Source organism: Chryseobacterium sp. UNC8MFCol (assembly GCF_000482305.1).
GTDB lineage: Bacteria > Bacteroidota > Bacteroidia > Flavobacteriales > Weeksellaceae > Chryseobacterium > Chryseobacterium indologenes.
Window position 1 is genome coordinate 185805 of sequence record NZ_AXUZ01000016.1, and the last position, 14360, is coordinate 200164.

Here is a 14360-nt window from a genome sequence, read left to right on the forward strand (position 1 = left end):
TTTCTAGTTTCGAAATGTCAATAGTGACATAAAATCATTCTAAAAAAAACATCATGAAAAAAATTGATTTGAAAAAATTGAAGGGAAGCTTGTCCAGAGACGAGCAGAGAACAATTAAGGGAGGGCTTATTGAGGCTAGTGGATGCGGATGCACTAATGCTGCCTGTGCAAACACTCATAATGGTAATGGAGATTCTTATTGCAATGGTACTTTTTGCTGTGGATAATCACTGAAACTTTTTTAAAATGGCAACGGGAAACTGTTGCTATTTTTTTTGAACAATAAAGATGCATTAGAGATGACACATAAAAGTTATATAGCTGTTATGAATTATCTGGATGATAATAAAATATATATTGATAGGGATGAGTTCGAACTTCAATTGGAAGGGCATCCTGATTTTCCAAGTCTTCTGGCATTTTCTGATGCTTTACACTTTTTCAATATTGAAAATTACAGTTACAGAATAGATAATGATGAAAAAGATATTTTACCTGAGGATTTCCTGGCCTTAGTAAAAGGAGAGTTGGCAGTGGTGAATAATAAAGATAATAAAATAACAGTCAATGGTTCGCATACGGATGATTTTTTTTCAGAATGGGAAAATATAATACTTATTGTAGAAAAATCTGAAGACCAGTTTTACAAAAAATCAAAATTTGAGTATACATATGTCAACTGGGGAATTGTAGCGCTGGTGTTTCTGTTTCTTTTCGCATATGATCACTCCAATCTGATTTTGAAATTGATCTTTGCCGCTACCGGACTTATCGGCTTCATCTTTGCCCGTGAGGCCTACAAAAAAACTCATGGTAAAGGAACATTCATTCCGGTTGGAGTATGTAAAAGCAATTATCTGAATACGGATTGTGACCTGGTTTTTAATTCGAAAAAATGGAAGATTTTTAACAAAATAGATTTATCTGAGATTTCATTGTTGTTTTTTACGAGTCAGATCGTGTGTTTTGTTTTACTTGGCCTGATAAAAAATGTTGAATTCTTTTTTGAGACCTATCGGTATGGGTTATTTGCATTTATACCCGTTGCTGTTTTATCATTATACTATCAGATATTTGTTGTTAAAAAATACTGTCCTGTCTGCATGGTAATCATAGCTTTAGTAGGTATTCAACTGGTGGCTGCCAATCTTATCTCCTTTACGAGTAAGAAACCGGACATAAGTGCTGTTCTGTTTTTAATCGGGAGCTTGGGTTCGCTCATTGTTCTGATGAATTTTAGGATAAAAAATCAAAATGCCCAGAAAGATGAAAATACGCTTAAAAGAAATTTAAAATTCAGAAGAAACTATCAGTTTTTCAAAAATAATTTGTCTTTACAAAAACGGTTGGTCAATACTGATTTTTCAAGTGCTTTTGTATTTGGAAACGAAAATGCAGACCAGAATTTGACCTTTGTGACTAATCCCTTTTGTAAGCATTGTAAAGAATTTTATCCTGTTTTTCTAAAGCTGGTTAAAAAGTATTCAGATGAGTTGAGAATCACTATTTTTTTTGATATAGACCTTAGCAGGGATGATCTGGATAATAGAACGGTTCATGTAAATCTTACCAATATTTATATCAATAGCGAAAATAAAATAGAATTTCTGGAAGCGTTAAGCGGCTGGTATGAGGTTCAGGGATATAGTGAAGACAAAAGTGGCTGGTATCAAAAGTATTCTAAATATTTTGGAAACCCGGAGAGTGCACTAGCATTATTAAAAGGACATGAAGAATGGGTAAGCAGCAATGGTGTGCATTTTACACCCAATATCTTTATCAATGACACGGAATACCCGGTTCAGTACGAAAGAGCAGATCTTGAGTTCTTTATTCCGGAATTATTATCTGAAAATTAAATTATTATGAAAGGCTTATTATTTATATTGCTGGGAACATGTATGATGTTTGCTCAGAACAACAGGTTCATCTATGAGGTGAAATACAAGAAAGATTCAACCTCAAAAGATATCACCAGGGAAAATTATTATCTGGATATCACAAAAGAGGATATAGCGTATTATAACAGACTGAATTATATTAATGATTCAATATTTAATGCTACCGGGCACTATGGGTTTAAAGGTAATAGACTGACTTCTTTTTTAATAAAAAAGAAAGGTAACAATGTCTTTCAAAACTATGAATATATCGGGGATGTGAATTTTTATAAAATATCTGATGAGGCCAACCAACAATGGAGTATTTCAGACAGCATAAAAGTCTTGGATAATTTGAAACTTCAAAAAGCTACTACTCAGTTCGGAGGAAGAAACTGGATCGCATGGTTTACAAAAGATATTCCAATGGCCTACGGACCTTATAAGTTTAACGGATTGCCGGGATTGATTATGGAATTGTATGATACAAAAAAGAATTATTATTTTAAGGTGATTAAGAGTGAAAAGATTGCGGATGATTATCAACGTAATTCATTAAATAATTATATCCTCAGAGCGATTTCCGTTACTCAGAAAGATTTAAATAAACTAAGGCTGGACCTCTATTCCAATCCTTTTAAATATATATTTAATGGAAATCTGACTATGCGCGAAGGGCAAAAATTACAGCTTGATGACGGTACAATTCTCACCAAAGAACAACTGAAACCAGCAGAAACCAACGAAAGAAAAAAATTAAAAGCCTTTAATAATCCGATAGAGTTAGATAAGGCCGTAAAGTATCCTTAATGAATGTGTTTTATGAAAACTCCCTTTCAGAATTTCTGAAAGGGAGTTTATCTGTTTTATTTATTTTTTATAAATTTTGTACAATGAAATCCGTCATCTTCTGATAAAGCTGAGGTCTTGTCTGCCCACCATTGATTCCATGGTTTTTATCAGGATAAGCCATGAAATCAAATTGCTTTTTATTTTGAATCAACGCTTCAGATAATTCCATCGAATTTTGAAAATGTACGTTATCGTCAGCCGTTCCATGGATTAACAGGAATTTGCCTTTCAGCAGATTTGCATATTCTGTAGGAGAGTTTTTATCATACCCATCAGGATTTTCCTGTGGAGTTCTCATAAATCTTTCAGTATACACCGAATCATAATATCTCCAGTTGGTTACCGGTGCTACAGCAATTCCCATTTTGAAAACATCTGCACCTTTGGTCATTGCTAAGCTCGTCATGTAACCTCCGAAGCTCCATCCGAACATTCCGATTCTGCTTTTATCAATATAAGATTGATTTCCGAACCATTTTGCAGCAGTGATCTGATCTTCAATCTCATATTTACCAAGATTCATATAAGTTACTTTCTTATATTTTGCACCTTTATATCCTGTTCCGCGTCCGTCTACACAAGCTACAATATATCCTTTTTGTACCAGATGATTAAACCACAAGGCATTACCGTTATCCCACGAATTGGCAACCTGCTGAGATCCCGGTCCGGAATATTGGAACATGAAAAGCGGATACTTTTTATTAGGATCAAAATTCTTCGGTTTCATTACCCAGGCATTCATTTGATCACCTACCGCATTAGGAATCGTAATGAACTCTTTTTCTGCAAAATTATCCGTTTTTAATTTCTGTAGCTGGTCATTATTATTCTGAAGTTCCTTTACTGTTTTACCGTTTCCGTCTTTCAATACATAAGTGTAAGGTTTTGAAGCTGTAGAAGAGGTCTCGATAAAATAGTTGTAATTTTTACTGAAATTGGCAGAATTGTTTCCTTCTCCATTGGAAATCAGTTGAATCTTCCCGCTTTCGATATTTACCTTAGAAACAACCTTGTTGATGCTTCCTTTTTCAGTAGTCTGGATGTAAATTTCTTTTGTCTTGGGATTGAATCCATAATAATTGGTTACCTCCCAGTTTCCTTTCGTGATTTGCTTTTTAAGCTTACCATCCTTATCATACCAGTATAAATGACGATTTCCGTCTCTTTCAGAAGACCAGAGGAAAGAATTGTCATCAAGGAATTGAAGTGTAGGGCTATCTGTTTCTATCCATTTATCATCCGTTTCTGTAAATAGTTTCTGAACCGCCCCCGTTTTGGTATTTACTTTCAAGATGTCGGATGCATTCTGAATTCTTTCTGAAGTAATCAACACCATTTCATCAGGCTTTGCCGTCTGGAACACATTCGGGATATAGTAATTTTTGAAAGAAGCTAAGTTGAGTTGTATTGTTTTTCCGCTATCAAGACGATACAGCTGAGCTGAAACTACAGAGTTTTTCTCTCCGGCCTTCGGATATTTATAACGCATCTCAGCAGGATAAAGATTTTTTCCGTAGATGGGAATGTAAACTTCCGGAACCTGGCTTTCATCAGACTTTACAAATACAATGGCATCAGAATTTTTGGTCCATTCATATTGTTTTGCATGACCGAATTCTTCTTCCTACACCCAGTCTGCCAGCCCATTGAGAATAGAATTTTTCTTGCCGTCGGTCGTGATCTGCGTAATTTTTCCTGAAGTTAAATCCTGATAAAACAAATTATTGTCTACAATAAAAGCAACTTTTGTAGCATCAGGTGAAAAGCTAGGTTCCTGTACCGGTTTTCCATCATTTAAACTGATTGTTTTTCCTGACTTCAGATCTTTGACATCAAATTTTCCTAGGAAAGAATGTCTGTAGACCGGTTGACGGCCTATTTGTAACAGAATTTTAGACTCGTCATCAGAAAAAATATAGCTTTCAAATTTTCCATCTACAAGATTTCCTTCTTTCTGAGAATTTTTATAAGAATATTTAGCTATTCCGGTAGGTTCAATAACAAGATAATTTTCACCGTTTTTCATAGATGTGATTCCGGCAATGCCTTTGCCACGGTAATATCCTGAATATATTTTGTCTAGTGTGATTTCCTGGGCTGATGCATTATAGAATGCGGCTGCCATAGTAAGAGTTAAAAGTAGTTTTTTCATTTCTAGCATTAATCAATTTCAAAGATAATAATTTTATTAAAATATATAAAAAAGCTTTTCCAAATATGCTTTTTGGCAAAAAAATTGAATATCATTTCATATAATCAAATCAAATAATAATTATGGAAACGAATGCCTATAACCAGAAATTAAACCGTTACGTATTGAACGACCAGATTGTCTATACCGGTTTTTCCAGCTTTAATGATGCTGACGAATGTGCCCGCAAAAAAGGTGGAACTCTTGTGGAAGTGGGCTTTAAGGACGGAAACGACAACCCTGAAATCACTGATGAAGCAGGTTTGATAGAAAAAAAACTTCACTATTATGTGTATGCCGGCGATGAATACAAATTTATCCATTCTTCAGATCCGGGATTCCGGAAATATGCGGATGAACTGCAGAAAATTAAAGCAAAGCAACAACAATCTCCACCGGATGAAAGATATTTAGCCAATTTCGAGATTGAAAATGCAGAAGACCCGATAATTGTGATTAAAAATGATCATTTTCAATCGGTAACTTCAAGAGAGCGTTCAAAATATTTGAAACACGCCAGAGTTTACGAACTGGGGGTAGCCCTGCCAAAATCTTAAAACAAGTATCATGAGCAAGACAAAATATTCAGAAAAAGCTCAGGACAAAGTAGGAAAAGTTATGCACGAATTTAAGGAAGGAAAACTGAAATCTTCTTCCGGTAAAAAAGTGACAAGCAAGAAGCAAGCCGTAGCTATCGGTATTTCTGAAGCAAGAGAAAAAGGCTTAAAGGTGCCTGCAAAGAAAAAAAGTAAATAATTAATTCTCAATAAAAAACCGCCTAGTAAAAGTTTTACAGGGCGGTTTTGTTTTATTTATTTGATAGCAGGATATTATCTTTCTTGATAGAGTATTCTGTAATATTCATCTGCCATTCTATCACTATTGAACTGATCTTTCACGTCATTCATTGAGTTGTACTGAATTTTTCTCCATTGCTCCGGATGATCATAGTAGGTGGGAAGAATTTCATTTTCAAGGATTTCGTATAATTTATTTAAATCATAGTTATCCTGCTCATAAATACTCATATTCTGGTAGTCTGCTTTTGGTACTACAAAAGCATTTTCCCCATGTTTTGCGAATTCAGGGATCCAGCCATCGTCAGTAGATAAATTGATCGATCCATTCATCGCAGCGGTCATACCGGAAGTACCCGAAGCTTCACGGGGTACCCTTGGATTGTTGAGCCACAGATCTGAACCTTGCTTTAAAGATTTGCTGAGAGACAATTCATACCCTGTAAGGACAGCCATATTTTTATGGTTCTTACTTTCTTCCACGAGTGTATTGAAAGTAGAAATAGCCGAATAATCCATAGGGTAGGGTTTCCCGGCCCAGATAATCTGTACCGGATATTTCGGATGATTTAAAAGCCTGTAAAATCTGTCTTTATCATGCAGCAGCAGTTCTGCACGTTTGTATCCTGCAAATCGTCTTGCCCACACAATAGTAAAGATGTTGGGGTTGAATAGATTTCCGGTCTGATCGGCAACAATGTTGAATAATTTTTTCTTTAAATTCTTTTTACGGTAGTCGAAAACGGTTTCGTCATTTTCATCCTTTGCGTTATAAAGAGGCTTATCCGCCCAGTATTTAAATTCCTGAGCATTGGTGATGGAAGTGATCTCACAGATTCCCGGATATTTATTCCACATCGTTCTGGAAACTACTCCGTGGAGTTGGGAAACTCCGTTGGCCTTCCGGGCCATCTTCAGAGCACAGAGAGAATGGTTGAAGCGATCTCCATCACCTCCTTCAATACTTTTTATCTCTTCCATGCTGTATCCTGAGAAGTATGACATATCGTAGCATAGCTTCAGATTATGTTTTTCGTTACCTGCTTCTTCCGGTGTATGGGTAGTGAAGACCAGTTTTTCCCTTACTTTACCCAGGTCACCATTGTACTTTTTCAACAGATAAAATGCAGCAGGAAGACCGTGAGCTTCATTGAGGTGGTAGACCTCTCTTTCAAGATTCATCTCATCCAGTAACTGAGCTCCGCCTTTTCCCAGTAAAATATATTGTGCCAGCTTGGTAGATTCGTTGGCATCATACAATTTATGACAGATCGTTTTCGATACGTGATCATTCTCCGGAACATCTGTAGACAGAAAAAACATAGGTGCCGTATTGAATGTTTCGGGATTGAGGTACCATACCTTTACCCAGACAGGTGCACTATGAATTTCAATTTGGAACTTTATCCCTGTGTCTTCAAGAAAGCTGTACATTTTTCTGGTCCATACAGGTTGTAAAGTCTGATCATGATTCCTGGCCTGATCATAATAACCAAATTTCCAGAGAATACCAATTCCTATTAAATCCTGCTTCAGGTTATAGGCGCTTCTCATATGAGATCCTGCCAGAAAGCCGAGACCGCCGGAGTATATTTTAAGTACCTGCTCAAGGGCAAATTCCATTGAGAAGTACGCTGTTTTCTTTGAATATTGGGGATTGATGTTGTAGGGTATCTTAAAATTCCTAAAATCCATAATGCTGATTTGTGTTACAAGAGACAAAGGTATTAATAATGAAAATAAACCTTACATTAATTATTTGATAAATAAATGATAAAACCCGATGTTGAATTGTTTTTTTACTTATCTTTAAGTGTGTAAATTTTTGATTATCAAAAACTTTTAATGATGAAAGCCATTGGCTGCATGTGTTCGTAATTTTTAAAAAATAATCACATGAAAAAGACGTTTTCTGATGAAGATCTGATTAAAAATCTAAGTTTATATTATCTCAACAGGCATTTGAAAAAAAAGCCCATAGAAAAGTACCACCGTACCATAGACGAGTCTCCGCTTCATGATCGTGAAAAATACAGAAAGAAGTCCGAGATTTTGCTACTCAATTCTTTCATGCATCATTTTCCCGAAGTGAAATTTGAAAACTTTACCTGCGAAAGTCCTGACTTTATCGCTAAGTTAAACGACAAAAAAATCGGAATAGAACTGACCGAAGTGATCAATCATCTGGAAATGAAAAAGGTGGAAAGCACTTTAAATAAAATATTCCGTCAGGCAGAAATACTACTAGAACAAGAAGACACTACGAAATATCGTGGTGTTTATTTTTTAGAATTTCATTCCAATGTAAAATTTGATCACTTGGAACAACAGGAGGAAAATATTACCAGTATTTATAAAAGTATAAAAAAGAATAAACCGTTAGGATGTGTAAAAAGTATACGAAAATCTTTCCACAGAAGAAATGTATTTATTACTCATGAGTACAGTATGAATCTTTTTGACGAATTATGCTCTGAGAAAATTCTTGAACTGATCGAAAAGAAAAATGAAAAGTTCCCTTATTATGACACCTCTGTGGATGAATGTTGGCTGGTCATTGTGTCTGATATGAACTCTATCGCTTCCAGGTATACTTTTATTCAGGATAAAGAACATTTGAAAGAAGTCAAGAGCCCTTTCCATAAAATTTTTCACCTTGAAAACCTTTGTGGAAATATTACAAGTATAAAATAAATCGATTTATGTAGAGTATTACGCAATAAAATATTTTTTTTATTTAAAATATTTTAAAATAATGTAAACTTTATTATTTGTAATGAAATTATAGGTATATTTGATATGTGTTGAGAGGGATATGTGGATGTAACTAATTCAACCATAAAAACATGTCTATGAGAAAACTTTTACTATTTGTTCTTTTATTGATATCCCATACTTTTTATTCTCAGCAAGATTGTGCCACAGCATTGGCCGTCTGCGGAAACTCAAATATTACATACAGCCCGTCAGGATACGGTGATATCAAAGAATTGGAAAACTCGGGAAGTTGTATAGATTTCACTGGAGAGCATAATTCGATTTGGTATAAAATTACAATAGCAACCGGAGGTACCCTTACTTTTGATCTTACTCCGAATAACCCCGGTGCAGACTACGACTGGGCTATTTTCGGCCCCAATGTGAATTGTGGCAGCCTGGGAGCGCCAATACGTTGTAATGCCGCCACGGTGATTGGTGTTGGAGCGGCCACAGGCCTTAATATGACAAGTACAATTACAAGTGCTCCCGGAGGTTCCCCAACACCGTACTGCAAATATATGGATGTTTTGCCCGGAGAAACATATTATTTATTCATAGACAACTGGGTGAGTAGTACCAGTAGTATAACAGCGCCGTTTTCTTTAACATGGGGAGGAACGGCAACCCTGGCTTCTCCTTTTACCGACCCGAATATTCAGGTTTATCCATTTATGCCTCCCGGAATTCCTGCAGCGAATCCTGCTGACCCCAGAGAAGTGGTAATCTGTGGTGCCACTGAATTATTTGACTTTTCACTCCTGACTCCGGGAATTCTTAACGGGAATCAACATTTCGGGGTAAGCTATCACGTGAGTCAAAATGATGCTTTAACAGGAAATAACCCGATTACAACTCCTCAGACGGTAAATACGACGACGGTTTATTACTACAGTATCAGCTATACGGATGCGTCAAATCCTGATAATCCACTTAACAAATGTAAACAGGTTGGCGCTTTCAGATTTAAAAATGGAGCAATTACAGCAAAAAATGCAACATTAACGCAGTGTAATAACAATAATGCGGGTACTGCCTTATTTGACCTTACATCAGCGGACGTCGGGTCAAACCCCAATTCCATTAAGAGGTATTTTCTAAGCATGACAGATCTTAATGCCAATGCTAATGAAATTACAAATCCTATGACTTTTGTATCCGCAGAAGGAACTATTTATGTAAAGGTAACTTCTGAATTCGGATGTAAAGCTATTGCTCAGATCAGTTTGAAATTTCATCCTGTCGTCGTCGTTAATGATGCAATATTAAGATCGTGTGCTCTCGAAACAAACCTTTCTACAGGAGCTTTCAACCTTGGGAATGCGTCTGTTACAGGCCAGACAAATCCTATCAAAAAATATTATCCCTCTCTGACAGATGCTGTTAATCAAACCAATGAAATAGTAACCTTCAACAATTATATTGCGCCTAATGGAGTAGTATATGTAAAAGTCTCCAATGCGCAGGGATGTTATAATGTGGCAAAGATTACACTGGTAGTCATTGAGCCGGTGTATTCTGCGATACTCAAAGATAAAATTATTTGTGCCGAAGCAAGAACTGTTTTAGATGCCGGCCCGGGATTCAAAAGTTATGAGTGGAGTACCGGAGCGACTACCCAGACGATCAATGTAGGAATCGGAACTTACTGGGTGAAGCTCAAAACCGGAGAATGTGTAATTACCCAGCCGGTAAAAGTATACGCTTCGGAACAGCCGGTTATTTCTACAGTTGATATTGGCAATACTACGGTTACGGTATCTGTGATGGGTGGTACACCTCCTTATCAATATTCATTGGATAACGTAACGTGGCAGAATTCCAATATTTTCAATAATGTGGCGAGAGGAGATTATAAAATATTTGTAAAAGATACCTATGATTGTGTTCCTGTAGAAATAGGAATTGTTGTGCCTAATCTTGTCAATGTTATTACTCCCAATGCGGATGGTATTAATGATATTGTCGATTATTCCGCATTAGGAGGTAAGCAAAATCTGGTAATGGATATTTTTGACCGGTATGGAACTAAAATCCATCAGCTTAATAAACTGAGCGGCTATACATGGGACGGAACTCAGAAAGGAAGAAAAGTCCCTACAGGAACTTATTGGTATTCTGTAATGTGGAATGAAAATGATAAAAATAATACAGCCATTAAATTTACAGGTTGGATATTGGTGAAAAACAGAGAATAATGATCAATAAAATAAATAGATAAAACCACTTCGTCAGAGGTGGTTTTATGCTGCAAATACTTTAGATTAGTAACAAAATAAAAAAATGAAAGAGCTGTTTGTAAAGCGTTTTAGATATTATAAATCTCTTGGTGATCAATCATTTGAGCAATTGTCAGATCAGCAGATTTGCTGGCAGTATAATGAAGAAAGTAATTCTATTGCTGTCATTGTAAATCATATCGCAGGAAATATGCTGTCAAGGTGGACGGACTTCCTTACTGAAGATGGCGAAAAATCCTGGCGTAACCGTGACGAAGAATTTATAAATACACCCAAAACCAAAAAAGATGTTATTGAATTTTGGGAAAAAGGCTGGAGATGTCTGTTTAACGCTTTAGAACAAATTACCAATGAAAATTTATATTCAACAATTTACATTAGAGGAGAAGCACATCCTGTTATTGATGCAATTTTAAGACAACTGGCTCACTATCCTTATCATATCGGACAAATTGTATATATCGCCAAAATGATAAAGAATGAAGACTGGAAAACACTTTCTATTCCAAGAAACAAGTCTCAGGAGTATAATGCTGAAATGAAGAATAAATTTTCAGGCAGTGAACCTGATGCAAATTCCTCACCGGTATGTTTCCAAAATAGTTCCGAAGTAAAGGATGAATACAAGCAATAGACTGAATCAATCTTGAGTTCTTATTAAAATTACTATCTTTGCACCCATAAAATTAAGGAGTATCTCATGTCTAGTTTTCAAAGAACTGCCGCGTATCACACACTTGGCTGCAAGTTAAACTTTGCAGAAACATCTACTATTGCCCGTCAATTAACAGATGCAGGTTATGATAAGGTGGGCTTTGATGAGAAAGCCAATATCTATGTGATCAATACATGTTCTGTTACCGAAAATGCAGACCGCGAATGTAAGCTTCACGTAAAAAGAGCAATGAAAGCCAACCCTGAAGGTCTGGTGGTAATTGTGGGTTGCTATGCTCAGTTGAAACCTGAGGAAATTTCACAGATTGAAGGAGTAGACCTTGTGTTGGGGGCTAAAGAAAAATTCAATATTCTAAGCTACCTTGACGATCTGGAGAAAACAGAAAACGAAGGAATCGTTCATTCATGTGAGATTGAAGAAACCGATTTCTTTATCGGAAGCTATTCAATTGGTGACCGGACAAGAGCCTTTCTGAAAGTTCAGGATGGCTGTGATTACAAATGTACCTATTGTACCATTCCGTTGGCAAGAGGTATTTCACGTTCAGACACCATAGAGAATGTTCTCAGAAATGCTGCTGAGATTGCAGCAAAAGATATTAAAGAAATTGTTCTTACCGGAGTGAATATCGGGGACTATGGAAAGGGAGAATTTGGAAACAAAAGACACGAACATACTTTCCTTGATCTGATTTCAGAACTTGATAAAGTGGAAGGTATTGAAAGGATCCGTATTTCATCCATAGAGCCTAATCTGCTGAAGGATGAAAGTATCGAACTGGTTTCTAAAAGCAGAAGTTTTGTTCCGCATTTCCATATTCCGTTGCAGTCAGGAAGCGATGATGTATTGAAAAAAATGAAACGCCGTTACCTGACCAAACTGTACAGTGACAGAGTAAGCAAGATCCGCGAGGTAATGCCTGATGCTGCTATTGGGGTAGACGTTATTGTCGGATTCCCGGGAGAAACCGAGGAAAAATTTATGGAAACCTATAATTTCCTTAATGAACTTCCTATTACTTATCTTCATGTATTTACTTATTCGGAAAGAGAAAATACAGAAGCAACAGCTATGGACGGCGTAGTACCGGTAGCTGAAAGAAAAAAACGTAATAAAATGCTGAGGATTCTTTCTGAAAAAAAGAAAATGGCATTTTATCAGACTCAACTTGGAAAAACGCTTCCTGTCCTTTGGGAGCATGAAAATAAAGACGGCAAAATGTTTGGCTTCACAGAAAATTATGTGAGGGTTCAGAAAGACTTTGATCCTGCATCCGTTAATCAGATAGAATTTCTAAATTTAGAAAAAATCCTGTCAGATGGCACAGTTTCTGTGCAATCTTCCTACCAAAATTTTTTAGCAAAAGCATAGGCTCTTTGCAAAATTTCTACTAAATTTATTTTTAAACTTTAAAATACTACATTCATGAGAGATAAGTTTTTATCTTGGGGAATTGTATTAGTTATTGCTACCTGGATTGTCGCAATACTGATCAGAGCGCATTATTGGATACCGACGCTGTTATCCGCAATTTATGCATTGGGAGTGTATAATGCTTACCAATCGAAACATGCTATTTTGAGGAATTTCCCGGTTTTGGGATACTTCAGGTACTTTTTCGAGAGTATTTCGCCGGAAATGCAGCAATATTTTATTGAAAGAGAAACAGACGGAAAGCCTTTTCCAAGAAATCAGCGTTCTGCAGTGTACAGGCGTGCTAAAAACTTAAGCGACACGGTGGCTTTTGGTACTCAGCTGGAAGTAAATCACAGAAAATATGAAGGTATTAAGCATTCCATTTATGCAAAATCCCCTTCCGAGGAGCTCCCGAGAGTTTGGGTGGGAGGAGAACAATGTACGCAACCCTACCATGCTTCTTTATTGAATATCTCAGCAATGAGTTTTGGGGCATTAAGTGACAGAGCTCAGATTTCCCTGAACAGAGGGGCCAAAAAAGGAAACTTTTACCATAATACAGGAGAAGGAGGTATTTCTCCATATCATCTGGAAGGAGGCGATTTATGCTGGCAGATCGGTACCGGATATTTCGGATGTCGTGATGAGGAAGGAAAGTTTAATCCTGAATTATTCACGAAATATTCAACACTTCCCAATGTGAAAATGATTGAAATCAAATTGTCACAGGGAGCAAAACCGGGACACGGTGGAGTACTTCCGGGAGTAAAGAACACTCCGGAGATTGCAGCCATCCGTCACGTAACACCGGGAATGACGGTGATTTCACCACCATCACATACTTCTTTCTCTGATGCTGCCGGACTATTAAGATTTGTACAGGAATTAAGAGAGCTTTCAGGAGGAAAACCGGTTGGGTTCAAGCTTTGTATCGGTGATACTAAAGAATTTGAAGATATCTGTGTACAAATGAATGTTCTGAAAATTTATCCTGACTTTATCACCATTGACGGTGCAGAAGGGGGAACAGGAGCCGCTCCGCCGGAATTTTCAGATGGAGTAGGGATGCCACTTGAGCCTGCCTTGATCTTTGTAAACAGAACACTGAATAACTACAACGTAAGAAATAAATTAAGGGTTATTGCCAGTGGTAAAGTCCTTACCAGCCTTGATATCTTAAGGGCTATCGCTATGGGAGCAGATATGTGTAATAACGCAAGAGGATTTATGTTTTCTTTAGGTTGTATCCAGGCGCTGAGATGTAATTCCAACAATTGTCCTACAGGAGTTGCCACTCAGGATAAAATGCTGATTAAAGGACTTGATGTAACCGATAAAAGTGAAAGGGTATATCACTTCCATAAAAATACCCTTCATACATGCAATGAGCTTATTGCCGCTGCAGGAAGGAGTTCTTATGAAGAAGTAGATGCTACAATGTTTATGCGTGGAGATGAATTTGATCACCTTGCAGACCTGTATTTCCCGGATATTTTAGGAAATGTAAAACAAAAAGCAAGAACATAATAAAACATAAAAAAACCGTCC

The 14360-nt window shown here is 36.7% G+C and carries 11 protein-coding genes and 1 pseudogene; 10 read left to right on the forward strand and 2 right to left on the reverse strand.

The window, feature by feature from the left end; genetic code table 11:
* Positions 1 to 53 precede the first annotated feature (53 nt).
* From M030_RS25535 to M030_RS0111395, 3 genes are all read left to right on the forward strand, one after another.
* Positions 54 to 227, forward strand: a complete 174-nt coding sequence (locus M030_RS25535) for a hypothetical protein (protein WP_155860246.1) — start codon at positions 54 to 56, stop codon at positions 225 to 227.
* A gap of 99 nt (positions 228 to 326) precedes the next feature.
* Complete coding sequence (locus tag M030_RS0111390; RefSeq protein ID WP_185097390.1) at positions 327 to 1859, forward strand: vitamin K epoxide reductase family protein; 1533 nt, start codon at positions 327 to 329, stop codon at positions 1857 to 1859.
* A 6-nt stretch (positions 1860 to 1865) separates the two neighbouring features.
* On the forward strand, positions 1866 to 2690 hold the full coding sequence (locus M030_RS0111395) for a GLPGLI family protein (protein WP_081806330.1): 825 nt from the start codon (positions 1866 to 1868) through the stop codon (positions 2688 to 2690).
* Positions 2691 to 2757: 67 nt separating this feature from the next.
* Here M030_RS0111395 and M030_RS24020 read toward each other — a convergent pair.
* Positions 2758 to 4887 (reverse strand): annotated as a pseudogene (locus tag M030_RS24020) (S9 family peptidase).
* 122 nt (positions 4888 to 5009) lie between these two features.
* Between M030_RS24020 and M030_RS0111405 the strand changes: the two are divergent.
* Positions 5010 to 5483, forward strand: coding sequence for a hypothetical protein (locus tag M030_RS0111405; protein WP_027373617.1), 474 nt, complete (start codon positions 5010 to 5012; stop codon positions 5481 to 5483).
* A 10-nt stretch (positions 5484 to 5493) separates the two neighbouring features.
* On the forward strand, positions 5494 to 5682 hold the full coding sequence (locus tag M030_RS0111410) for a DUF6496 domain-containing protein (RefSeq protein WP_027373618.1): 189 nt from the start codon (positions 5494 to 5496) through the stop codon (positions 5680 to 5682).
* Positions 5683 to 5756: 74 nt separating this feature from the next.
* On the opposite strand, the gene glgP is transcribed toward M030_RS0111410, so the two are convergent.
* Positions 5757 to 7418: an alpha-glucan family phosphorylase gene (glgP, locus tag M030_RS0111415; RefSeq protein ID WP_027373619.1), complete on the reverse strand. Its 1662-nt coding sequence runs from the start codon at positions 7416 to 7418 to the stop codon at positions 5757 to 5759.
* A gap of 201 nt (positions 7419 to 7619) precedes the next feature.
* On the opposite strand from glgP, the gene M030_RS0111420 reads away from it, so the two are divergent.
* From M030_RS0111420 to M030_RS0111440, 5 genes are all read left to right on the forward strand, one after another.
* Positions 7620 to 8417, forward strand: a complete 798-nt coding sequence (locus M030_RS0111420) for a hypothetical protein (protein ID WP_027373620.1) — start codon at positions 7620 to 7622, stop codon at positions 8415 to 8417.
* A 158-nt stretch (positions 8418 to 8575) separates the two neighbouring features.
* Positions 8576 to 10678 carry a T9SS type B sorting domain-containing protein gene (locus M030_RS0111425; protein ID WP_027373621.1) on the forward strand — a complete coding sequence of 701 codons (2103 nt, stop codon included), beginning with the start codon at positions 8576 to 8578 and terminating at the stop codon, positions 10676 to 10678.
* Between the two features lie 85 nt (positions 10679 to 10763).
* Positions 10764 to 11354 carry a DUF1572 family protein gene (locus M030_RS0111430; RefSeq protein WP_027373622.1) on the forward strand — a complete coding sequence of 197 codons (591 nt, stop codon included), beginning with the start codon at positions 10764 to 10766 and terminating at the stop codon, positions 11352 to 11354.
* A 66-nt stretch (positions 11355 to 11420) separates the two neighbouring features.
* Entirely contained in the window at positions 11421 to 12767 is a 1347-nt protein-coding gene (mtaB, locus tag M030_RS0111435) for a tRNA (N(6)-L-threonylcarbamoyladenosine(37)-C(2))-methylthiotransferase MtaB (protein WP_027373623.1), read from the forward strand.
* A gap of 54 nt (positions 12768 to 12821) precedes the next feature.
* Positions 12822 to 14339, forward strand: coding sequence for an FMN-binding glutamate synthase family protein (locus tag M030_RS0111440; protein ID WP_027373624.1), 1518 nt, complete (start codon positions 12822 to 12824; stop codon positions 14337 to 14339).
* Positions 14340 to 14360: the final 21 nt, after the last annotated feature.